At 71.7% G+C, this 21,247-nt stretch carries 23 protein-coding genes and 1 pseudogene; 16 read left to right on the forward strand and 8 right to left on the reverse strand.

Annotation, left to right across the window (positions count from 1 at the left end):
- Positions 1-184: 184 nt before the first annotated feature.
- From ACFZBX_RS33250 to ACFZBX_RS33260, 3 genes are all read left to right on the forward strand, one after another.
- On the forward strand, positions 185-1,438 hold the full coding sequence (locus tag ACFZBX_RS33250; protein ID WP_391537519.1) for a tetratricopeptide repeat protein: 1,254 nt from the start codon (positions 185-187) through the stop codon (positions 1,436-1,438).
- A 173-nt stretch (positions 1,439-1,611) separates the two neighbouring features.
- Complete coding sequence (locus ACFZBX_RS33255) at positions 1,612-1,803, forward strand: hypothetical protein (RefSeq protein WP_391537520.1); 192 nt, start codon at positions 1,612-1,614, stop codon at positions 1,801-1,803.
- A 363-nt stretch (positions 1,804-2,166) separates the two neighbouring features.
- Positions 2,167-2,949 carry a hypothetical protein gene (locus ACFZBX_RS33260; RefSeq protein ID WP_391537521.1) on the forward strand — a complete coding sequence of 261 codons (783 nt, stop codon included), beginning with the start codon at positions 2,167-2,169 and terminating at the stop codon, positions 2,947-2,949.
- A gap of 118 nt (positions 2,950-3,067) precedes the next feature.
- Here ACFZBX_RS33260 and ACFZBX_RS33265 read toward each other — a convergent pair whose 3' ends face one another.
- A complete protein-coding gene (locus tag ACFZBX_RS33265) occupies positions 3,068-3,280 on the reverse strand; it encodes a hypothetical protein (protein WP_391537522.1) in 213 nt (70 codons plus the stop codon).
- A gap of 320 nt (positions 3,281-3,600) precedes the next feature.
- Between ACFZBX_RS33265 and ACFZBX_RS33270 the strand changes: the two genes are divergently transcribed.
- The 3 genes from ACFZBX_RS33270 (at position 3,601) to ACFZBX_RS33280 (ending at position 6,199) form a co-directional block, all read left to right on the forward strand.
- Positions 3,601-3,924: a hypothetical protein gene (locus ACFZBX_RS33270; protein ID WP_391537523.1), complete on the forward strand. Its 324-nt coding sequence runs from the start codon at positions 3,601-3,603 to the stop codon at positions 3,922-3,924.
- Entirely contained in the window at positions 3,921-5,573 is a 1,653-nt protein-coding gene (locus ACFZBX_RS33275) for an alpha/beta hydrolase (protein WP_391537524.1), read from the forward strand. The genes ACFZBX_RS33270 and ACFZBX_RS33275 overlap by 4 nt, the downstream gene beginning before the upstream one ends.
- Positions 5,574-5,743: 170 nt before the next feature.
- Positions 5,744-6,199 (forward strand): hypothetical protein, encoded by a 456-nt coding sequence (locus ACFZBX_RS33280; RefSeq protein WP_391537525.1) that lies wholly within the window; start codon positions 5,744-5,746, stop codon positions 6,197-6,199.
- Positions 6,200-6,743: 544 nt separating this feature from the next.
- Here the strand turns inward: ACFZBX_RS33280 and ACFZBX_RS33285 are convergent.
- Positions 6,744-7,151 (reverse strand): hypothetical protein, encoded by a 408-nt coding sequence (locus ACFZBX_RS33285; RefSeq protein WP_391537526.1) that lies wholly within the window; start codon positions 7,149-7,151, stop codon positions 6,744-6,746.
- Positions 7,152-7,161: 10 nt separating this feature from the next.
- Positions 7,162-7,758, reverse strand: a complete 597-nt coding sequence (locus ACFZBX_RS33290; RefSeq protein WP_391537527.1) for a replication/maintenance protein RepL — start codon at positions 7,756-7,758, stop codon at positions 7,162-7,164.
- Positions 7,759-8,873: 1,115 nt separating this feature from the next.
- On the opposite strand from ACFZBX_RS33290, the gene ACFZBX_RS33295 reads away from it, so the two are divergent.
- Together ACFZBX_RS33295 and ACFZBX_RS33300 are read left to right on the forward strand one after the other, a co-directional pair.
- Entirely contained in the window at positions 8,874-9,302 is a 429-nt protein-coding gene (locus tag ACFZBX_RS33295) for a hypothetical protein (protein WP_391537528.1), read from the forward strand.
- A gap of 64 nt (positions 9,303-9,366) precedes the next feature.
- A complete protein-coding gene (locus ACFZBX_RS33300) occupies positions 9,367-11,133 on the forward strand; it encodes a zeta toxin family protein (protein ID WP_391537529.1) in 1,767 nt (588 codons plus the stop codon).
- 7 nt (positions 11,134-11,140) lie between these two features.
- Here the strand turns inward: ACFZBX_RS33300 and ACFZBX_RS33305 are convergent, their stop codons facing one another.
- Complete coding sequence (locus ACFZBX_RS33305) at positions 11,141-11,464, reverse strand: hypothetical protein (protein WP_391537530.1); 324 nt, start codon at positions 11,462-11,464, stop codon at positions 11,141-11,143.
- A 186-nt stretch (positions 11,465-11,650) separates the two neighbouring features.
- On the opposite strand from ACFZBX_RS33305, the gene ACFZBX_RS33310 reads away from it, so the two are divergent.
- From ACFZBX_RS33310 to ACFZBX_RS33340, 7 genes are all read left to right on the forward strand, one after another.
- Positions 11,651-14,401: an ATP/GTP-binding protein gene (locus ACFZBX_RS33310; RefSeq protein WP_391537531.1), complete on the forward strand. Its 2,751-nt coding sequence runs from the start codon at positions 11,651-11,653 to the stop codon at positions 14,399-14,401.
- A gap of 117 nt (positions 14,402-14,518) precedes the next feature.
- Positions 14,519-14,815: a hypothetical protein gene (locus ACFZBX_RS33315; RefSeq protein WP_391537532.1), complete on the forward strand. Its 297-nt coding sequence runs from the start codon at positions 14,519-14,521 to the stop codon at positions 14,813-14,815.
- Positions 14,808-15,083 carry a hypothetical protein gene (locus tag ACFZBX_RS33320; protein ID WP_391537533.1) on the forward strand — a complete coding sequence of 92 codons (276 nt, stop codon included), beginning with the start codon at positions 14,808-14,810 and terminating at the stop codon, positions 15,081-15,083. The genes ACFZBX_RS33315 and ACFZBX_RS33320 overlap by 8 nt, the downstream gene beginning before the upstream one ends.
- A gap of 866 nt (positions 15,084-15,949) precedes the next feature.
- Complete coding sequence (locus ACFZBX_RS33325) at positions 15,950-16,555, forward strand: hypothetical protein (protein ID WP_391537534.1); 606 nt, start codon at positions 15,950-15,952, stop codon at positions 16,553-16,555.
- Positions 16,556-16,813: 258 nt separating this feature from the next.
- Positions 16,814-16,939 (forward strand): hypothetical protein, encoded by a 126-nt coding sequence (locus ACFZBX_RS33330; RefSeq protein WP_391537535.1) that lies wholly within the window; start codon positions 16,814-16,816, stop codon positions 16,937-16,939.
- A 67-nt stretch (positions 16,940-17,006) separates the two neighbouring features.
- On the forward strand, positions 17,007-17,129 hold the full coding sequence (locus ACFZBX_RS33335) for a hypothetical protein (RefSeq protein ID WP_391537536.1): 123 nt from the start codon (positions 17,007-17,009) through the stop codon (positions 17,127-17,129).
- A 512-nt stretch (positions 17,130-17,641) separates the two neighbouring features.
- The gene (locus ACFZBX_RS33340) at positions 17,642-18,052 is read left to right on the forward strand and encodes a hypothetical protein (protein ID WP_391537537.1); all 411 of its coding nucleotides are present in this window, start codon (positions 17,642-17,644) and stop codon (positions 18,050-18,052) included.
- Here ACFZBX_RS33340 and ACFZBX_RS33345 read toward each other — a convergent pair.
- On the reverse strand, positions 18,000-18,431 hold the full coding sequence (locus ACFZBX_RS33345) for a DnaB-like helicase N-terminal domain-containing protein (RefSeq protein ID WP_391537538.1): 432 nt from the start codon (positions 18,429-18,431) through the stop codon (positions 18,000-18,002). The genes ACFZBX_RS33340 and ACFZBX_RS33345 overlap by 53 nt on opposite strands.
- Before the next feature lie 191 nt (positions 18,432-18,622).
- Here ACFZBX_RS33345 and ACFZBX_RS33350 point away from each other — a divergent pair.
- Positions 18,623-18,775, forward strand: a pseudogene (locus ACFZBX_RS33350) (site-specific integrase); the annotation flags it as partial.
- Between the two features lie 19 nt (positions 18,776-18,794).
- Here ACFZBX_RS33350 and ACFZBX_RS33355 read toward each other — a convergent pair.
- From ACFZBX_RS33355 to ACFZBX_RS33365, 3 genes are all read right to left on the reverse strand, one after another.
- Positions 18,795-20,012 carry an MFS transporter gene (locus ACFZBX_RS33355; RefSeq protein WP_391537539.1) on the reverse strand — a complete coding sequence of 406 codons (1,218 nt, stop codon included), beginning with the start codon at positions 20,010-20,012 and terminating at the stop codon, positions 18,795-18,797.
- Positions 20,009-20,356 carry an ArsR/SmtB family transcription factor gene (locus ACFZBX_RS33360; protein ID WP_391537540.1) on the reverse strand — a complete coding sequence of 116 codons (348 nt, stop codon included), beginning with the start codon at positions 20,354-20,356 and terminating at the stop codon, positions 20,009-20,011. Before ACFZBX_RS33360 ends, ACFZBX_RS33355 begins: the two co-directional genes overlap by 4 nt.
- Before the next feature lie 321 nt (positions 20,357-20,677).
- Complete coding sequence (locus ACFZBX_RS33365) at positions 20,678-21,175, reverse strand: DnaJ C-terminal domain-containing protein (RefSeq protein ID WP_391537541.1); 498 nt, start codon at positions 21,173-21,175, stop codon at positions 20,678-20,680.
- Positions 21,176-21,247: the final 72 nt, after the last annotated feature.

The following is a 21,247-nucleotide window of genomic DNA, read 5'->3' on the forward strand; positions in this document are numbered from 1 at the left end:
TAGGGGGCAAGCGGTACACCGCGTTGGCCGTGCGGTGTGCCGCTTTGGGGCCGCTCGTCGGTGGTGGGGTCTAGGGTGCGGTGCCGTGGACGCTGCTGATCTTGATCGTCAGGCCAGGACTCTGTCCGGCTGTATCCCGCCCGAGTTCGTTGCGCAGATCCTTGAGCGTGGCCACGAACACGAGGTGGCGTTGCAGGCCAGCCAGGGCGAGTGGTTCTGCGCACGGGCATGGGCCCAACTTCTTGGCGAGCGCGGCCGGCGGGACGACGCGCTGGCAGTGCTGGCTCCGTACCTCGCCACCGGATGGTGGCCGGCCGCCCGGGCCCAGGCGGAGCTGTTGGAGAGCTGGGGCGGGGCCCAGGAGGCGATCGCACTGGCCCGGCCGTACGCAGCGGCCGGGGGAAAGGCGCTGGAGTTCTTCGCGCGCCTGCTGGCCCGGCACGGGGGTGCCGCGGAGGCGTATCAGCTGTTGCGACCTGGGGTCGAGGACTGGGTCCTTGCCACCGCCCTGGTCGACGTCGCCGAACTCGCCGGCCTGGACGAAGAAGCCGCCCGCCTGCTGTCCGGGCACATCCCGGCCGACCACCGCTGCGATTCCCCGTGGTGTTGCCGCGGCGTCCTGGACGCCGATACCGCACTCGGTCTGCTTGCCCGGATCCGGGAGCGCCAAGGCCGCACCGATGAAGCGATCGCCCTGCTGCACACGCGGCGCATCACCTCCGTCAACAGCCGTGACCAGCTCGCCGACCTGCTGGCCCGGCACGGCCGGCTCGACGAACTGCGCGAGTACGCGGCCACCGACGTCCACGGGCACGCCACTCAGCGCCTGGCCGAGGTGCTGGAGGTACGCGGTGACGTCGAAGGCGCGGTCGCGCTCTACCGGCGGGCGGACGGGGCCGTGGCGGGTGGCCCGAACGCGGCGTACGACCTCGCGCAGCTCCTGGCCCGGCACGGACGTGGCGGCGAGGCGGTCACCGTGATGCGCGCCCAGGCCGATGTCCGCCCCGGCGACGGCTGGATCCTCCACACACTGGCCGGTCTCTGCCTCGATCAGGGCAGGCCGCAGGACGGCCTGGCGCACCTCGATGGTCTCAAGGCCGCCCGGGGCGGTGAGGAGGAGTGGGACCTGTTCTGGATCCGCCTGCCGCTGATCGCCGCCAGCTCTGGGCCCGACGCGGCGCTCCAGCAGGCATCGGCCCACCCCGAAGGCGACAGCGCGTACGCCGCCGAGCACATCGCCCGGGTGCTGCACGACGCAGGCCGCACCGAGGAGGCCATCGGTCTCCTCGACCGGCACCTCCCGGCCAACCGCGGTGACATGGCCGGCTACTTCATCAGCCTCTACATGACCGACCACGCCGTGGAACTTCTCCAGCAGCACGACCCTCGTCCGACCGGTCAATGGAGTGGCACCTGGTCCAGCGAACCTCCGTTCTGACGGTGCTCCGCATCTCCGCCGGGGCCGGCCCGCCACCGACGCTATCCGCCCGCACGCGCCGCCGTGGCCGTTTCCGCGCGATGTCCCCCGCCCGGAAGCGGGGCACGACCGGCGACCGCCCGGTTCTACGGGATTCCGCCTCGGACGGCGCCCGGCCGGGTCATCATCGCGGCATGGATGACGACCTGACCCCTCCTCCGGGCCACACCGCGCGCCTCGACCAGCTCGCCGCCACGGCCCGCGATCTGCCGGCCGAGGCGCGCGAGCGGATCGAGGCCGCCGCCGCCCAGGTCCGGGAGAACCCGAGCGCGCAGACCGTGGCCGCGCTGCTGGCCGAGCTCAAGGCGGCCGGGCTCGGCGGGTAGCGCACCAGCGACCCGGACGACCGGTCCGCCCGACAGCTCCGGCAGGCCTCGACGCGCTCTCGCCGAGCCGCTGGCCCGGCGGCGGCCGCCCGTGGCCGGGCGGGCGCGGGATGCAGGCGGCCGCGTCCCGAGGAGGCAAGGGGGGTGTTCCGCGGGGCCCGGCCGGTGGGAGGCCAGCAGCGCCGGGGAGGACATGGGCGCGGCTGCTCTGCCCGGCGGCCCGGTGGTGCTGTGGCGGGGCCGCCGTGCCGGGAATGCTAGACCCCGAACGCCGACGTTGGAAGGTCCCTGACCTGGGATTTTTCGGCCGCGAACATGCCATCGCGAAGGTCTCGCCCGGCCGGCCGGGAGAATGAGCCCGACGTGGACAAGGACCAGGCCGCTCCGGTCGACGAAGCGCGGGCCCGGGAACTCACCGAGCAGCTGCGCGCGGCGATCGACGACGTCCGCGCCGCCGTCCTGGTCCTCGCCCGCCGGGTCCGCGCCGCCCACCAGGCCCGGGTCTGGACCGTCCTCGGGCACCCGTCGTGGCCGGCGTACGCGCTCGCCGAGTTCGGGATCGGCCGCTCGACCGCCTACCGGCTGCTCGACCTGGCGGCCGTCGCCGAGGCGATCGAGGACACCGTGCAGACGGAGCTCGGGGTGTCCCACGCGTGGGACAGCACCGACCTGGTCCTGCCGGTGCGCGCGGTCGTCGACCTCAAGGGCCGCACCGCCGAGCTCACCGACCAGCTCACCGACCTGATCGCCGACCGCCTCACCGCCGCCCAGCAGGACGCCGGCGGCGCCGCGCTCCCGGCCGGGAGGGTCGGCGGGATCGTCGCCGCCGCCGTCGCCGAGGTCCGCGCCCTTCCCGACATCCCGGCCGCCGAACTCGAGACCGGGCCCACACCGGACGGCATCACCGCCGAGGCCTGGCGCCGCCACGTCACTACCGGCCGCGACGCGATCTCCCAGCAGCGCGCCGCCCAGCTCGGCATCGGCGCCCTCGCCCTCGAGGTCGCCCCGGCCCACGTCTCCGACCGCCGGGCCGAGGACCACGGCCTGGCCCGCCTCGCGAACGACATCGGCATCACCACCGAGGAGATCCTCGCCTGCCGCCGCTACGCGATCTCCGGAGACGTCCGGGCGATGGAAGGCTGGTAGAACCACAGGCCAGAAGAGGCGGCTAATAGTTTTGCCCCCGCCTCCGAGGGCCTCGGACGGAGGAGGATTTATGAAACCGCCGCAGGTCACGGGTCTGCGGCGGGGGTGGTGGGGCCGGTCAGATCTGCCGGTCCGGGTCGGAGAACGTCAGCCCACCAGGCGAGAGCCGGCGACGGACCGGCACGGGCGCGGCCGCAGTCTCACCGGGCGGCTGGCGGAAGTCGGCGCCCTGCTCGACCGGCAGCAGCCGGCGCCCGCCGGACTGCGCGGGCACCGGAACGTCGACGGCGGACTCGGAGAAGGGCAGCGAAAGCCTGCGGCGGTCAGTCATGATCACCAGTCTCGCAGCCCGGACGCGGCCGGGTAGGCCAGACTGCTATCACCGGTGATAGCAGTCTGACCCTGGCCACCGGCGCCGACGGCCCTACCGAACTCCGTCGATCGACCACTGGACGCGGGCTACCGCGCGAGCAAGTGCCACAGCTGATTCCTGCCCAGCCACAGCGCGCACCTCGTGGTCTGGGCCCTCCAGCGGGGCCGGCCCACGGTGACCGTCGGAACCTACGCAGCTGAGTATCTATACGGATAGAGATCGGTCGCTCACTGAAATAGCCTGCCTTCTGATCGGAGAGCTTCTGGGGAGGGGAACAAGTGGGCCATCTTGAGGTAAATCCGGGTGAGGTGCACAAGTCCGCAGGGGTGGCACGGGCCATTGGCGAGGACTTCACGAAGCCCTACGAGGCGACGATTTCCGCCAGCCACAGGGCTAGCGGCCAGCTGACGGGCTGGTCGGTCGGTAGCAGGCTCGGCCTGGTGGCGAGCAACTGGGCCCCCGTGCTGGCCGGTGTCCGCGACCGTCTCATCAAGACGGCCGACAACCTCGCGGCCACCGCGCAGGCCTATGAGGGCAACGAGAACGCCAACGCCGATGTCTGGCAGAACCGGCGAATCGGCGAAGCGTGGGAGAAGCAGTGAGCAACGATTTCGAGCGGCTGCTTCGATTCGACCCGGCAGGGCTGCATGACGCGGCGAAGGCGTGGCGTGGTCTGGCAAGCGGAGCCGAGTCGGCCGAGAGCAGGCACCGCAGCCAGGTGAACGGCCCGTTGCGACAAGCGGGCTGGAAGGGAAGCGACGCCTCGTACGCGTTCTCCACGATGGGACGCACGGAGCAGACCCTGGGGATCGTACGGGTCGAGTCCGCAGCCGTGGCACTCGTCCTGGACACCGTCGCCGACCGGATCTACCAGGCGCAGACCAATCTGAAGAACGCTGTGCGTCGCGCTGAGGAGTGGGGGCTGTGGATCAGTGCTGACGGATCGGTGAGTCTGCCGCCGCTGAGCAAAGCCGAGCAGAACGAGCCCGAGGCCGATTCCAGTCCCGAGCGCCGGGCGTTGGCCACGCTGCGCGGGGATGTCCAGGAGCGGATCAACAAAGCGCTGGCCGATGCGAAGGAGGCGAGCGACAAGGGTGACCACGCGCTCAGCCGTCTCGATGCCGACGTGCTGACCCAGCCGAGGGTGTTCGGTTCCGCCGCGGAGGCCGCCCGCGATGTGAAGGACATTGCGAAGGACCTCGGCCTCGCCGAGCCGTACATCCCCGACAACCAGGACCCGCAGAAGTCCGCCGACTGGTGGAAGTCCCTGACCCCGGAACAGCAGAACACCTACCTCACGCTCTACCCGGAACGGATCGGCTGGGTGGACGGTCTTCCCACCGATGTACGGGACGAGGCCAACCGGCTGGTCCTCGACCAGCAGCTGGATGCGCTGAAGGCCGGCAACGCGCGTGGGAGCGGCCTGACGGCGGAGGAGTACAACGCCCGTGAGCAGACGCTCATGGCGCTCAAGGAACGGCTCGACCAGCAGGACGGAGCGCCGGAGGACAAGCAGCTCTTCCTGCTCGGTCTCGATGCCGGGGCCTACGGTGGAGACGGCAAGGCGATCGTCGCCATGGGCAACCCTGACAGGGCCGACCATACGGCTCTCATGGTCCCGGGCACGGACACGACGCTCGCCAGCATGCCCGGGCAGATCACGCGTATCAACGCACTGCAGGAAGCCGCGAAGCAGGCGTCCAAGGGGACGGACCAGAAGATCTCAGTGATCTCCTGGCTCGGGTACGACGCACCCGAGGTGGACGGGACCGTCATGACCACGGACCGGGCACAGGGCGCCGCCGAACCGTTGCGGCAGTTCACGAAGGGCGTTCGGGTCGTTCAGGGAGACCACCGCAGCCACCTCACCGTCGACAGCCACAGCTACGGCACGACAGCCGTCGGCGCGGCCGCTGCCGGCGGGGAAGGGCTGGACGCGGACGACATCATCGCCATGGCCAGTCCGGGGATGACCGTCCAGCGCGCGGAGCAGCTCCACATCGACCCGAGCCACTTCTGGACCGGCAGGGTGGGCGACGACATGCTGATCCAGACCGTCTCCGGCCTCACTCTCGGCGACGACCCGATGATCGACGAGTTCGGCGGCAACAACATCAAGACCGACACCTCCGGGCACAGCGGCTACTGGGCCCCGAACAGCCAGAGCCTCCTCAACCAGGGCCGCATCATCGTCGGAGGGACGCCGTCCACGATTCCCAAGGAGCCGGACCTCGTGATACCCCCGCCGTGATCACCAGGAGCCGGGCCGTCCAGGCCCGGCTGTACCGCCCCGCCCCCGTTCCGGCCCCTAGGAAATCCATGCCGTTCGCCCTGCCACGAATCGCCGGGCGTCGCGCTCCGGCGCGACGCCTCGCCGCTGCCGTGGCCGTACTCTGCCTGCCCTTGTTCCTCGGAGGATGCATGACCACGTCCGATCGTGACGCGCCGCTGCCCGTCATGGCCCGTCAAGGCGCCCAGGACTGGGCGCAGCACATGACCGAGTACATGGCCCAGACCGCCGGCATCGCCCTCACCCCCGGCTCAGCGGAACCGTTCTTCAACGACTGTGTCGGCAAGCACGATGAAGTTGCCAAGGACGGCCGGTACACGATGTCCTACGCGGTCTACAGCTCCGTTCCGCTGGAGACCCACCCCGAGGCCGTCCGTAAGATCCGCACAATGCTCGAAGAACAGGGCTTCAAGATCGAGGGCTACCGAGAGACCGCTAACGGGAAGATCTCGCCCCTCCTCGACGCCTCCCAGCCCTCCGGCAACTACCTGATCAGTGTCGAGACCACCACGGGAGGGCTTCTCCTCCTCCGGGTCAACACCACCTGCCTCATGCCTCCCGCGTCGCCCTCTCAGAGCGCCGGCTGACCTTGCAGCAGTGTGCCGGATCCCGGCGAGCCGCTGGTGGCGAGGACACGCGGGATGCCAGGACCCGCAGGTCGCACACTGACACCCCTTACAGGCGCGGGCCCGCCGCAGCCGTGAGGCGTCCCTTCTCCAAACGGGCGGGGGTCCGCGCAGCGGGGGTGTAGCGCAGCGTCGCCGATGGGCGAGCCTCGCCCGCCGAACAAGCAGACCGGCCGGTCCCGGGGCAGAAGGGGGGTGTTCCCCGGGCCCGGTCGGCGGGAGACGCAACAGCGCCGGTCCGAAACGGCCTCGGAGCCGGCGGGGCGGTCGGCGGCAATCACCGCGCGCGGATCGGCCTGGACCCGGCGGGCAACGGCGTTGCGTCCTGGGGGTCGGCGAGGTCGGCGGACAACGGCGAGGGGCAGGTCCACGCACTCGCCCAACCGCGGTGCGCAGGGAGCGCGCGGCCCAGCACGCCCGCGTGCTCGGTGGTGCCGCAGTCCCTCGCACGGCAACGCCCGGCGGGCTGGTTCCAGTGTCCCGCGTGGCGGCCCGAACCGGTGGGTCAGACGGCGACCAGGTTCGGACGGCCCGCCGCCCTGGGCGGCTGCTTGCGGTAGAGCGGTGCGGCGATGTCCGGCAGTCGGCCTTCGCGGACGTCGACGGCGGCCAGGCGGAGGGCGTCCTCCATCTCGGCCTGTGAGGAGTACTTGGCGATGAACGGGTGCAGCCGGTAGCTGTGTCCGCGGCCGTCTCCGCTGCGGATGACCAGGTTGCGGGCGACGAGGCACTTCATGCCGCGGCTGACCGCCGATTCCGCAAGGCCGAGGCGCTCGGCCATGTCGACCTGGCTGTGCCGGACATCGCCACCGGGAAGTTGCAGCTCGGACATGATGCCGAGCACGGCGATCGCGGACGGGGTGAGCTTCAGCCGGGGGATCATGCCGAGCACGCCGGAAGGGGTGATCTCCATGGGTGCCTCCTCAGCTTTCGCGGGCGAAGTCGTCGGGCCCGATCGTATCGGGGAACTCGGAGGCGAGCTTCTCCGCCCGGACAACGGCCAGGACGCCGTTCTGCTCATCACCGTTGCCGCGGAAGCACAGCCTCGGGTTCACGTCGTACTGCCCGCGCTTCTTGTGTCGACGAATGTAGTTCAGCTCGCACAGCCGGCCGATGGCGCTGTTCACACTGCTGCGCGCCACGCCGAGCTCGGTTGCCATCTCGACCTGGGTCTGGATGATCTGGCCTCGGTTCTGGGAGCCCATCATGTGCAGCAGTACTGCGACCTCGACCGGGCTGAGCCGGTGGGCCACGATGCACCGTGCCAGCACCTTCGCCAGGAACCAGTTGCTCGTCAGGGAGTAGCCCATCGAGCCGGCCATGTCGTGCGTGGCACGGCGCGGCCGGAACTTGACGGTGACTTCCTCGACCGACGGTGCTGCGGCCTGGGTGGCGATGTCCATCGCGAGCTGTTCGCCGAAGCGGTCGAGCATGCTGACCAGTTCGGGCTCGGCAGCGGGGCGGACCGGCCGGGTCCTGGGTCCCGTGCCGGCGGGCGCGGTCCGTCGTTCTGCTCGCACGCGGTCCTCCATCGAACGGTCTGGTCGGCAGGACACTACAGGAACTTGCAGATGGCTCGAAGATTCGATGCGGCGAGTCGCAAGTCTTGTCCGCCAGATCCGACACCTTCTGCAGAGAGCCTGGAGGCGCCGCTCTCGCCTGGCGGGAATCTTGCATGTGGCAGCAAGTTCCTCCCGTTCCGCGAACGACCATCCGAACGCGTCCGGCGGCGTGTCGAAAAGTTGGGACCCACCGCAACCAATCTTGCGGGCCATAGCAAGTTTCTGTCGCGTACTGGAGACACAACCACGGGAAGTGTCCCGAGTCCGGGACACTTCCCGTGACCCCCGGATTCGGCCGACTCCAATCGCCCCCTGTGGAAAACTTTCACCTACATGCAAATTTGCCAGTGCACTGTCCCGGATCACCGGGCACAACTTCGCGCTCAGTGTCCGGTAGGACCAGACACTGAGCTTTACAAACCAGCAGGTCAAAGGGCATTTCAACCTCGCAGCCTCTTACTAAAGAGGGACCGCCCCGAACGTTTCCCTCCTCTTCCTAGCACTGCGGTTCGATGGGGATGCACGAGCAACTGGAGGACCTCGGTTGGCACTCCCAGGTCGTGGAGGTTCACAGCATCGTGTTCGTCAGGTGGGTGGTGGCGTCGGCAACCACTCAGTGGCGGGCAGGCCGGGCCAATCAGGGCAGGCCGGTTCGGCAGGCAGCCGAACCGGGCCGGGGACTGTTGACCTTCACCGAGGGCAACTGCCCAGGCCGGACCGTCCACGGTCCGGCCGGTGCGGCGACGGGCCGACGGTGGGGCCGGCTACGGCCCTGACGGCGGATCCGGCGGCGCAGGGCAGGCGGCAGTGGATGGTCCAGCGCATCCGGGCGCTGGCCAGGGTGCGGTAGCGGAGCGCGCCGCGCCCAGCCACCCGGTCCGCGGCAAGCCGCGACGTCGTTGCGGTTGCCGCCGGGTCCCGGTGCGCCGGCGGACACCGACCGCAACCGACCAATCTTCCAGGGTGCTGCCGGGTGCGGTCGTCAGGGTGGGAGGAGCACACTCGATCGGGAATACACTGGACACCTGATCTGCTGATCTGTGGTGTCCAGAGATTCAAGATTGACGTTGAGGGTGGCCCAGCCCAGCCGAACCATCCAGATCGACGACGAGGTGTTCGCCTATCTCCAGCGGCACAGCGAGCCCCTGGTGGACACGCCGAACGACGTGCTTCGGCGCTTGCTGCTCGACGGCGAGCGGCCGGCATCCGATCCTGCGGGTTCGCGCCCCACCGGTGCGCTGATGCCGCTGATCGAGGCCGGGCTTGTGCGGCCCGGCGATCAGCTGCGGCACACCCAGAGCCGGCTGAAGTTCACCTACACCGCCACCGTCACCGCCGACGGCTGGATCGACATCCCCGACGGGCGGACGTTCCGGCTGCCCTCCCCCGCGCTCAAGGCCCAGGTCGGCTACGACGTGTCCGGCTGGGCGCAGTACGTCCACGTCCCCAGCGGCGCCACGCTCGCCGAGCTCCGCGAGCGGCTGGCAGCCGGTCACCCCTGAGAACGGACGGCAGGGCAGAGCGGACAAGGCCGTCGGATCGGGCAGAGCGATGAAGAGGGAGCACGTGGGGCTTTCGGAGGCGGAGAGCCTCGCCGTGCTGGAAGGAGTGGTCCTTCCGGCGGCCACCGCCGGGGCGGTGGCCCAGGAACAACCGGTGGTGGTGCTCGTGGCGGGGCAGCCCGGCAGCGGCAAGACCACCCTCGGGGACCTGCTGCACGCCGTCCTCGACGTGCGGGGCGGGGCGGTGCGGATCGGCGCCGACCTGTACAAGGCCGCGCACCGGCACTACCCGGTGCTGCTGGACGAGGACGTGCGCACCGCCGGCGCCGGCGTGCGGGCGGACACCCGCCGCTGGCAGGCCGCCGTGGAGGAGCGGGTGCGCGAGGGCCGCCTCGACGCGCTGGTGGAGACCGCGCTCGCCGACGCCGACGAGGTGCGCGCGCAGGCTGCGGCGTATCGGGCGGCCGGGTACCGGATCGAGGTGGTGGCGCTGGCCTGCGCCGAGGCGTGGAGCCAACTGGGCGTCCTCGCCCGCTACACCGAGCAGACGCTGGCGACCGGGGCGGGCCGGTACGTGTCCTGGGAGAACCACGACGCGTGCGCGGCCGCGCTCGTCGCCACCCTGCGGGTGGTCGAGGAGGAGAGGCTGGCCGACCGCGTCACCGTGGTGCGGCGCGGCCTGGTCCCGCTGTACGGCAACGACCTCGTCGGCGGTGCCTGGGCGAAGGCGCCGGGCGCGGCGCGGGCGGTGAAGTTGGAGCGGGCCCGCTGGTGGGACGCCGTAGAGAGCGAGGGCTTCCAGCGCGAGCTGTCCCGCACCGAGCGGGCGCTGGTCCGGGCCGAGGAACTGGTTCCGGCCGACCGCGTGCTGGCGGTGGCCCGCGACGCGCGCCGGGCCACCGCGCTGTCCGAGCCGGTGCGCCGGATCGCGCAGGCCCTGCGCCGGCCGCCGGGCGTCGACTTCCACCGGCTGTCCCCGGCCGAGCACCGCGAGATCTTCGACCTCGACATCGCGCCGATGATCCTTAGCGGCACGGTCACCCGGGAGCGGCCGGTGGCGGTGTTCGTGGTGGGCCAGCCCGGCGCGGGCAAGAGCGACGTCGCCCTGATGGTCACGCGCGCGATGCGCCCGGGCGCGGTCCACCTCGTCGGCGACGACCTCAAGATGATGCACCCGGACTACTACGACCTGCTGCGGTGCGAGGCGCGTGACGCGGGGGCCGCGATCCGCACGGACTACAAGGCCTGGTTCGCCATGGCGCAGGCGTACGTGCGCGAGCGGCGCGGCGACATCGTCGTCGAGACCGCCCCGGGCAGCGCCCGGGAGGTGCTGGCCGGCGCTGAGGCGTTTCACCGCGCCGGCTACCGCGTCCAGGTCCTGGCGCTGGCGGTGCGCGCCGCCGACAGCCGCCAGGGCACCGCCCGCCGCTACGCGGACGCGCAGCGCCACGGGATCCCGGCGCGGTTCACCACGGTGGCCGGCCACGACCGGTGCTTCGAGGCGGTGGCCGCCATGGTCGAACAGGCCGTCTCCTCGGACGCGGTGGACGAACTGGTGGTGATGAGCCGTGACGGAGGCGCGCTGTGGCGCCGGGGACGGCCCGGCACACCGGGGTGGGCGCTGGCCGCCGAGCGGAGCCGCCCCTACACCGAGGCGGAGGCGCTGCGCTTCCTCACGGTGCAGGCGTCGGTGCGCCGGGCGCTGCCGCAGCACCGCGCGGAGGTGGAGGGAATCGCGGCGCTCGCCCGCCCGCTCCTGCCGGAGCGTCTGCGGCCCCTGTCGCTGGACGTTCCGCCCGTCGGGCCGCTGCCCGCCGTGCCGGTCGCCTGAGCGCCGGTCAGCTCCCGCCGGCCAGCTCCCGCAGGATCGCCGTGTAGTGGGCGGCCAGGCGGGCGGCCTCCCCGGCGTCCACGCCGTCCTTCAGCCGCTGGAGGTCGGTCATGGCCTGCTGCCGGGCCTCCAGCAGAACGTCCAGGGCCGCCGGGTCTGCGCCTTCCCGCGCCGCGCGGCGCAGGTCGCGGATGCCCGAGCTGGACCAGGCCACCACCGCGCGCACGGCCCACACCGCCCGGTCCCACTCGTCGCCCGGCTCCTGCGGGCCGTCGGCGGCCGGCAGGCCGGTGGTCTCGGCGGGGCCGTCCTCGGGACGGGGGTCAGGCACGGTGGCACCACCTCGGGTCGGATCGTCACGGTCGCGGCCAGTCTCACACGCCGCCAGTGCCGCGCCCGCTCGTCCCGGCGGCGGAACGGTCGGTGTCCCGGGCGGTGCTGCCGACGGCCAGTACCGGCGCCGGCGGGCGAGGGCGTAGGTTGATGCCCGGTCAGACACACCGGGGGAGGGCACACATTGGCGCGAGACCTGCGGGCGCTGTTCGGCTCGAACAACCGGGCCCTGGACGCGGACGAGGCGTTCACCAACCGCCAGGCCCAGTGGGCCGCCGTCGCCTCCGCGCTCACCGGCCACCTCGCCCGCATCGCCGCCCCCGGCTTCGACGTCCAAGACCTCGAGGCGTCCCGGTGCAACGTGCTGGTCTTCCACGGGGTCGGCGGCATCGGGAAGTCCACGCTCTCCCGCAAGCTCGAGGCGGCCCTCGCCGACGCGGACCGGCGCCCCGCCCAGTGGGGAGAACCCGCCTGGCCCGACCACCCCCGCCTCCTGCCCGTCCGCGTCGACCTCGCCCGCTCCACCGGCACCGACTTCGAGCACCTGGTCCTCGCCCTGCGCGCCGCCCTGGCCCACCTGGACCGCCCGCTGCCCGCGATCGACCTGGCGCTCGGCCGCTACTGGGAGCACAACCACCCCGGCGAGCCGCTGGAGGACTACCTGCGCCGCGCCGGCCTAGCCGGCCGCGCCGGACGGGCCCTGCCCGGCCAGCTGCAGGCCGCCCTCGGGGAGGCGGCCCAGCAGCTCGGCCTGCCCGGCGCGGTCGGCTCCGCCGTCGGCCAGGTCACCACCGCCGCCGTCCGGGCAGTGCGCGAGCGCCGCGCCGCCGCCCGCGCCCTGGCCGGCTGCCCTCGCCTGGCCGACCTCCTGGAGGCCGAACCGGACCTGGAGGCGCTGTCCTACTACCCGCACCTGCTCGCCTACGAGATCGACCGGCTGCCCGCGAAGAAGGCCGTCGTGCCCGTCGTGCTGCTCGACACCTTCGAGGACACCGGCGACCGCACCAACTGCGACCTGGAACGCCTGATCCAGCGCGTGGTGTGGCTGATGCCGAACGCCCTGTTCGTCGTCACCGGCCGCTCCCGCCTCCAGTGGGCCGACCCCGCGCTGCAGGGCCAGCTCGACTTCACCGGCCCCACCGCCTGGCCCCGCCTCGCCACCGCCTCGAGCCCGCTGCTGCCCGCCGCCCGCACCCCCGATTCGGGCGCCGGCCCGCAGCAGATCCTGATCGGCGACTTCTCCCCCGAGGACTGCGAGGACTACCTCGCCCACCGCCTCACCCTCGACGGCCGGCCCCTCATCCCCGCCGAGACCCGCGACGTCATCACCACCCGCTCCCACGGCCTGCCCCTGTACCTGGACCTCGCCGCCCTGCGCTTCCTCGAGATCCGCCGCACCCGCACCCCCGAGCCCGCCGACTTCGAGCACGACTTCCCCGCCCTCCTCGCCCGCACCCTCCAGGACCTCACCCCCGACGAGCGGCACGTCCTGCGCGCCGCCAGCCTCCTGGACGCCTTCGACCTCCCTCTCGCCACGGCCGCCGCCGGGCTGGACCGGCAGGCCGCCGCCCAGCGTCTGGTCGAGCGGCCCTTCGTCCGCGAGCACGAGGCCGCGCTGTGGCCTTACCACCTGCACGCCGTGGTGCGCTCCACGATCCGCCGGGCGGACGACCGCACCGACGACCGCTGGACCCCGGATGACTGGCAGCACGCCGCCGCCCGTGCCCTGGACGCGCTCGGCGGCCAGTGGACCGCCGGACGCGACGCCCGCGGGCGGGCGTTTCTCACCGGCTGCCTGCGCCAGGGCCTCGCCCTGGCTCGCGACCACCGGCTCGACATCGGCTGGCTCGCCGACGCCGCCTGGGCCTACGTCTCCGACTCGGTGTGGGAACCGATCACCCCGCCCCCCGCCGACTCCTCGGCCGCCCCGGGCGCCCCGGCCGGGCAGGCCGCCGCTGGCGGGCCGGACAGCACCGTCGCCGTCCTGGCCACCCCGGCCGACGCCCTGGTCGAGGCCCTGCGCACGCTCGCCGCCCGCCAGCGCGAACACCGCACCCACACCGCCGACCGCCTCACCCGCGTCATCGACAGCCGGCTGCTGCCCGCCGACCTGACCGACCTCGCCCTCTACTACCGGGCCAAGGCCCACCGCGATCTCGGCCGCACCACCGCCTCCCGCCAGGGCATGCAGCAGGTCGCCGCCGGCACCACCCGTCTCGCCCCCGCCGCCCGCCGGGGCCTGGCCCACCTCGCCCGCCTCGACGGCGACTTCCCCACCGCACTCGCCGCCGCGCAGAACCTCGGCTGGGCCGGCCGCCAGCACCGCGTCCTCGGCGACCTGTGGTGGGTCCACGGCGAGATGGACCAGGCCGCCGCCGCCTACGAAGCCGCCCGCACCGACGCCGAACACCACGGTGTCGCCGGCGAGCGCGCCACCTCCCAGGCCCAGCTCACCTTCGTCCGCGCCTTCACCGACCCCCAGGCAGCCGACGACGACCTCCACCTCGCCGAACAGCTCCTCACCGGCCTCGACCTGCGCGCCACCACCCTCACCACCCGCATCGCCGCCCTCATCCGCGACGCCGGAACCCCCGGCGACACCATCCCCGAACTCGCCGACGTCCTCGGCGCCGAGGTCCGCACCTCCGGCGTCCGCGCCGCCGAGGCCACGCTCGCCCTCGCCCTGTGCTTCCACCACGCCGTCCTCGACGACCCCGACGACCAGACCGCCCTCGCGATCGCGATCCGCGACCTCGACCACCTCACCCGCGGCCGCGACTACGCCTACTACACCGACATCGCGACCTTCATGGCCGGCCAAGAACTCAGCTTCCCCTCCCCCGCCCGCTGGTACGACGGCCCCGACCAGGTCCGCGACCGCTGGCGCACCCTCGTCACCGCCCGCCAGGAACGGCTACGCGGTACCGCACGCTAGAGAAGGCCCGGCACTCGACACCCCGGCGGAGAAGCGGGAAGGCCATGACGGGCCCGGCACGGCGACCGGCCGGCACCGGATACCGTGGTGCCCAGAGGCAGAGGCAGGAGGAAACCCATGAGCGTCCAACCCGTCTACCACCCCCCGCAGCCACGCGTGCCCCGCACCCCCGACGGCATCGCCGCCGCACTGCAGGGCGGCCGCCGCATGGAGTTCTACCGCGAACTCGGCCAGGCCCCCATCGACCAGGCCGAGCAGGTCCTCAACCGCTGGTGGTGCGAAGCGGAGATGGACACCGACCCCGACCAGGACCGCACCATCGCCGCCGCCCGCAACGGCACCCTGCCCACCACCACCATGGCCGATGTCCTACGGCTGCGCCGCGAACGAGGCGGGGACCTGCCCGGTGAGTGACGAAGAACCGGACGACCTGTGGCCGGTCCTGCCCTCCGAAGCCGTCCAGGACGCCCTGTCCGATCCCAGCCTGCCCGTCGACCTGTTCTCCGTGATCGTCGCGCTCACCGTCGCGATCGCCGAGAACCCGTGGCTGCCGGAGAGCAGCGCCCGCGACAGCGCTGGCGACTGGCGCCGGCTCCCGATCCCCCACGGGCGCGGCCTGGTCGAATACGTCATCGACACCCACAACCACGTCGTGCGCCTTACCCGCGTCATCCCCCTCTGACAAGCCACCGCCCCCAGAGGCCGGGCTGGCTGTGAGGGTCCTCCGGAATGGTCAGACCCAGGCGTGGAAACCGGGTCCTCGCCGCCCGGGAGCCGACGCCTCGCTCCCCCAGCCCCCAGCCGGCTCAGGACCACGGACGCCGCGACGCCGGTGGCGGTGCCGGCCTGGACGGCGGCGTGGATCCGGTCGCCCTCCGGGTCCCGGTAGAGCTCAGCACGAAGCCACCAGCGGCGCAGGACGCCGCCGATCGTCCCGTCATCGGCCCCCATCTCCCGGTAGAGCTACATCCGCTGCGCGGAAGGCAGGGCCTCGGCCACGACGTCCTGGGTACGCGGGATGGGCTGGCGGCCGTCGTGGTGGCCGTGCACGGGCTGCGCGCTCAACCGTTCCTCCGGAAGTCTCGTGCGGACGGGACCGGCACCAGTGTCCCCCCGGCCGGTAGTCGGCCCCGCGTTCATCGGGGAGCGGCGGCCCGGGGCGGGCGTCGCACCTGCCGGCTGAGGTTGATCAGGACCTCGCCGTAGCCGTTGTCGTCGAGGAACCTGCGCAGCAGCCGCCAGTCGAAGCGGGCTCACGGGGCAGGCGTGGGTTCCGGTGCCGCGTCCCACCAGCTGGCGTCAAACAGGATCGCGGCGACCGGTCTGGCCATGACGTCTTCCTTCAGGCGGTTGGTGGGGACACTGTTGGCGGCTTGCGGGAGCTTTCCGGAGTCCTGCGGTTGGTCGGGTCCCCGGTGCATCGACGCGATGCCAGCGCCGACGGGTGGTTCGCGCACGTCGTCTCCGGGCTGAAGCGTGGGGGTTTCGCGGACGGCGCGTTGGCGGCCGTGGCAGGATGGCGCGAGCACCACGTTCGGGGAGGATTCGGTGACGCTGCGTCGGGATCAGTGGTTCGTATTGGAGGTTCTGGCAGCTCAGGGCAGTATCTGGGTGTCGAACGTACGACCGCCTCAGGCCCGCAGTAGTCCCGGCACCATCGCGCAGGTCCTGGCCGAGCACGGCCTGTGCGAACTCGCTCCCGACGATATCCTCGACACCCTTGTCGCCGACGGCGCGCGTCCGGACTGGGCGGCGCGGATCACGGCCCTCGGCCGGACCGCCCTGACCTACCGGGCCCTCCAGCAGAACCCGACGCCCCAGCCGGACCCGGAACTGGACCCGCTCGAGATCGACCTCTGCGGCTCCGCCATGGACGTCTTGCGCGCTGCCCTGGTCGCTGCTGAAGCCGGCACACTCCCCGGAGTCGACGATGCGAGGCTGCGTGCCGCTCTGGCCGGAGCCAGATCGGTCCCCGGATCGCTGCGGCACACCATGACCCCGGCGCCGGAGGAACTGCTGGCGGTCTTGTCCGTTCTCCATCTGGAGTCTCTGGTCCGGGACGCCAGTGGCTACCACCACCTCCTGCGGCAGCTACCCGGCGACCTGGCCACATGGCGGGCGCTGACAACGGTGCCAGCACAAATCGGCTGCTGAACCGGATCACCCGAAATCCCCTCGATCAGTCGGCGGCGCAGTGCCTTGGTCTCGACCAGGACGGCGAGGGCTTCGGCTTCGGCGGTGCTGCGGACCATGTCGGCGAGCTTGTGGAGGCAGTCCCGGCCGCCGGCCCTCGCCAACAGGCCCTGCTCGCTCACGCTTCTCCACCTCGCTGCCGCCGCGATGTGGCCCGGGCCGGGGCCGACACGGCCGGGGAGAAAGTCCTCCCCGGCCGGCACGAATTCAGGAGAACATATGGAAATCATCGTTTCCGGACTGCTGGCTGTCGGCCGCGGCTTCATTGCGGTCCTGAACTGGATCAACACCATTGAGGGAGTCAAGATCCTCTCCAAGGAGATCAAGAAGACCAGGGAGAAGTAACCGCCGCCGAGTCGCAGTCCCTGACGCGCGGTGGGGTGCCCGGAAACGGGCGCCCCACCGCGCATCCATGTCCCCGAGCCCGTGCCTGGACGGCGGCACGCCGGTGACGGTCAACGCCACCGCGGCGCTGAGTGCCCTCCCCATGAGCGTGAGGGGCAGCCGCATCCGCAACACGGCCGTGGACGGCTGACCGTCCTCCCCGCAGGTGCGGGACCGCCTTCTCGAGCGCCTCGCCGAGGTGGCCACCCCAGCCGGCCCGACCCCGAGCGAGCTCAGCGCCGAACCTGGCAGACCCCTGCCCCGGACCGTCCGATCAGCACCTGACTCCACCGACCGAAAGTGCTGCTGACATGCGCCCAGACCTCTTCACCGTCGACCTCCCCGGCCCGGGACGACTGAGTACCATGGCCAGACCTCGTGGCAATGACTGGCTTGAAGACGAGATGGCCGCGCTGAGGAAATGCGGCGTCGACATCCTGGTCTGCGCGCTCACCGAACCCGAACTCGACGAACTCGGCCTCGCAGACGAACGCCGGACAGCTGCAGCAGCCGGGCTGTATACGAGCGAAACCTGGGTAGGTACGGTGACAAGCTCGGGCCCAGCATCGAATTGCTACGAGCACGTGGCAAATCGTGGGAGGACATCATCGAGAGTGCGGCGCGGACCGGCGGCCAAGACCTCGGACTGGGGAAGAGGTAGTGATGCTCATCGCATCCTTCAGCACCTTCGGCCTGGCAGCCGACTTCGACCCCCCGTTCAGCCGGAGGAGCCCTGAAAGGACAGCCAGTCCCACCGACGCGCCGCATGGCCACTACGGCGAGCTCGCCGACACCAGCGTTGTCCTTTACCGGGAAGCGGACGGGCTCCGACTTCGGGTAGGCGAGAAAGCGGTCCGGCTCGACGGAGGCGTTGACGCCCACCATCGTGTGGTCGGATCCGATTGTGTTCTGACCGTAGGGCAGAACACCGAGCTGCACTATCCGGTCCCGCCCGAGTGGTACGGCCTCAAGGACGACTTGACACCGTTCGTCGAGGCCGAGCACTTCGACCTCGGTCTGTTCATAGCGAACGTGGTCCGCGATCCCGAACGGGCGGCGCGGATCTACCGCTGACATGCCGGTGCGGTGAACACCGGGCTGGTGGCCCGCCTCCTCTCGGAGCGGGCCACCAGCCCGACACTTTCACCCAGAGTCGGGCCGGGGAGAGCTTGCGGAGGTAGTCCCGGCCGCTGGCCCTCGCCAGCAGGACCTGCTCGGTCAGCTTCCCGGCAATCTTGATCGGGTCGGTGGGATCGTCGGCGTACAGCTCCAGCACCGCGTTGTAGATGAGCTCGTGGGCCGGGCGATAGAAGCTGGATGAGCGCAAGGTCTCCACGACGTCGGCGATGGCGTCCTTCGAGAGCATCGTCGCGCCGAGGAGCAGCTGCTCGGCACGCAGGTCGTGGGGCACCTCGAAGGCCGGGCCGCCGGCGCCGGGTTCCTGCTCGCTCACGCTTCTCCACCTCGCTGCTGCCGCAATGCGGCCAGGGCTGACGAACGGGTTGTCGCGGCCACCCTGCCGCCCCCACCGACCGGTGGTCCTGACTCTCCCCGAACGGGCGACACTGTCGCGGATCACGCCGCGCCGGTCCGCAGCGGAGCCGGGCGGGCGGTGTGAAGCGGGATCGCTCCGGCCCGGGTGGTGCGGGCGACGGCGAGCGCGGCGTGGTGGCGTGCACGTTGCTGATGGCCAAGTCCCGGCACAAGAAGCCGGAGAACGTGCGCCGCTACTTCAAGCCGTCCCCCGAGACGATCTCCGAGCTGACCAGCCTGCTGGCCCCCGGCGACGCACGCCGCTTGATCTCTCCCTGGGCCTCTACGGGCAGCGCGACTCGGCCAGCGCGTGCTGCGCCTCAGGAGTCCGTGAGACCGGGGAGGCGGCCGCCGCTGCCCGGACGGGCCGAGGTGTCAGCCGGGCGATGAGCACGGCCAGGACGAGGCCGAGCGCGGCGGCGAGTGCGGTCCATGCCGGCAGTGCGCCGGCGCTGATGCCTGCGGCGAGCAGGGCACTGCCGGCCGCCGATCCTGCGGCGGAGCCGAGGTACATCGCGGCCATCTGAAGGGCGACGACGGTCATCGCCTGTTCGGTGCGGTCGCGCGTGAGTGCCTGTTGCAGGACGGGCACGCTGATCCAGCCGCTTGCGCCCCACACCGCGGTGGCGGTCAGCCACGCCGCGGGGTGATCGACGAGCCAGACGACGAGGAAGGAGGCGAGGAGGAACGCGGGGACGATGGGCATCAGCCGGCGGGGCCCCTGTGTGTCGAGGGGTTTGCCGATCAGGCCGGATCCGAGTACGCCGCCGATGCCCCAGGCCCAGACGAGCGCGAAGCCCCAGCCGCCCAGGCCGCGTTCGTCGGCCATCGGCAGGAGGTAGGTGTAGAGGCCGAGGCTGGCCAGGCCCAGGACGAAGGACAGCGTGATGCCCATTGCGATGTGCGGGCTGCGGAGCACGGAACGGGTCCCGGTGCCGCGAGCGGCAGGAAGCTGCGGCAGCGTGCCGGAGCGCAGGGCGAGGGCGACCATGCTCAGGACGCCGATGAGGACGACGAAGCCCATCGTCCCGCGCCATCCCACCTGTTCGCCGATCAGCATGCCCAGCGGCACGCCGGCCACGGTCCCGGTGGACAGTCCGAAGGTCACCAGTGCCATCGCGCGCCCGCGTTCGTGGTCGGCCACGAGCGCTCCGGCGGTCGCCGTGGCAACCGCGGTGAGCACGCCGGCACCGGCGCCCGCCACGACGCGGGAGGCCAGGAAGACGCCGAGGGTGGGGGCCAGTGCGGTGGCGAGGTTGCCGAGGTTGAAGGCGCCGAGCGCGACCAGAAGGGCCGTTCTGGTCGACCGGCCGGCCAGCACACGAGAGAGGAAGGGGCCCGCTGCGGCGTAGGCGGCGGTGAAGGCGGTGACGCCCAGTCCGATCGCGCCGGCTGTGGCGGCCAGGGAGTCGGCCATGTCCGGCAGGACGCCCGCCAGGACGTAGGCGTCGATGCCCAGGGAGACCGCAGCGACGACCAGCGGCCAGATCTTCCCGATCACGCGGCACCCCCCTCGGCTTCGGCCGTGCCCTCGTCCTGGTAACCGGCCAGAACGGTCTTCACCAGGCCCGGGAACCGGGCTTCGAGGTCTTCGGTGCGCAGCCGGATCATGCACTTACGTCCTTCGGCGCGGACGAAGACCACGCCGGATTCACGCAGCAGGCTCGTGTGGTGGGTCAGCGTCGAGCGCGGCAGGTCCGGGCCGAGCTCCAGACTGTCGACCTCTCCGCGCTCGGTGAGGATGCGCAGCATCGTCAGGCGCAGGGGCTCGCTGAACGCAAACAGCACGCGCGGGAGCGCGATGTCGTCCGCGTCGGGATGGTGGTACGTGCGGGCCGCGGCCATCACGTCACTCCAATCGTTCGAGAATTCCCGCACAATATAGTGCGGGAATTCTCGAACGATCAACCCCGGGGCCGGATGGACGGCGGGCCGCTCTCACTCCTCGTCGGAGGCGTCCTTGTCGCGAAGGGGAGGCTGGCCAGAATGACTGTTCAGCGGTGCTCCCGACCGAGCCGGGAGGCGGCGGCTGGGACATGGCCTTCAGGTACACATGTGATGTGACCCCAGGATCACGTCACATGTACGCCCGCTCGTCGACACCCGGGTCCTGGAGCAGGACCGCGGAAGGAGGCTCGGTTCGGCCTGGGGCCGACCGGCGGCCGCTCAGGGCTCGATGTGGACGGTGACGTAGAGGTCGCCGTTGTCGCCGCCGTTGGTTCCGCGTTCGCCCAGGCCGCGGAGCCGGACGCGCTGTCCTTCGCGGAGGCCGGCGGGGAAGCGGACCCGGTGCTCCTGGACGCGCTTGGGAACGAGGCCGATCCCGCGGCACAGCGAGCACCAACCCTTGTCCTGGCGGCGGGGGTCGCCGGCGCAGTCGGGGCAGGTGCTCCGGGCGTTCTGCCGCAGTGGCACGGTCGCGCCATGCCGGGCTTCCTCCTGGCTGAGCGTGATCCGCCAGCGTATCTGGGGTGTGCACATCACACGCTGAGAACAACAGAACCCGCACCGCGCACCGGTGCCTCGCCTTACCCCCTCGCGGCGTATCGCGTCGGATAAGTCTTGGCTATCCGACGCGACGGGACGTCGGGGCGTTTCGGCGACACCCGGCGACAGGCCGGCCCCGATCGGGTGACCGCAGGGCGGCGGCATTGACTCGTTCATATAGACACCGAACTGAGGCTGAATGGATGAGGTGGAGTCCCGCTACGCTCACCCCGTCCATCTGGCATCAGA

Origin of the sequence: Kitasatospora sp. NPDC008115, from assembly GCF_042957205.1 — a bacterium.
Lineage (GTDB): Bacteria > Actinomycetota > Actinomycetes > Streptomycetales > Streptomycetaceae > Kitasatospora.

Excerpts from the sequence above, each read along its gene's own strand:
- ACFZBX_RS33255 (WP_391537520.1), top strand. The coding sequence starts at position 1,612 with ATGGATGACGACCTGACCCCTCCTCCGGGCCACACCGCGCGCCTCGAC.
- ACFZBX_RS33265 (WP_391537522.1), bottom strand. The coding sequence starts at position 3,280 with ATGACTGACCGCCGCAGGCTTTCGCTGCCCTTCTCCGAGTCCGCCGTC.
- ACFZBX_RS33280 (WP_391537525.1), top strand. The coding sequence starts at position 5,744 with ATGACCACGTCCGATCGTGACGCGCCGCTGCCCGTCATGGCCCGTCAA.
- ACFZBX_RS33285 (WP_391537526.1), bottom strand. The coding sequence starts at position 7,151 with ATGGAGATCACCCCTTCCGGCGTGCTCGGCATGATCCCCCGGCTGAAG.
- ACFZBX_RS33315 (WP_391537532.1), top strand. The coding sequence starts at position 14,519 with ATGAGCGTCCAACCCGTCTACCACCCCCCGCAGCCACGCGTGCCCCGC.
- ACFZBX_RS33330 (WP_391537535.1), top strand. The coding sequence starts at position 16,814 with ATGGAAATCATCGTTTCCGGACTGCTGGCTGTCGGCCGCGGCTTCATT.
- ACFZBX_RS33335 (WP_391537536.1), top strand. The coding sequence starts at position 17,007 with ATGTCCCCGAGCCCGTGCCTGGACGGCGGCACGCCGGTGACGGTCAAC.
- ACFZBX_RS33340 (WP_391537537.1), top strand. The coding sequence starts at position 17,642 with ATGCTCATCGCATCCTTCAGCACCTTCGGCCTGGCAGCCGACTTCGAC.
- ACFZBX_RS33360 (WP_391537540.1), bottom strand. The coding sequence starts at position 20,356 with ATGGCCGCGGCCCGCACGTACCACCATCCCGACGCGGACGACATCGCG.
- ACFZBX_RS33365 (WP_391537541.1), bottom strand. The coding sequence starts at position 21,175 with ATGAACGAGTCAATGCCGCCGCCCTGCGGTCACCCGATCGGGGCCGGC.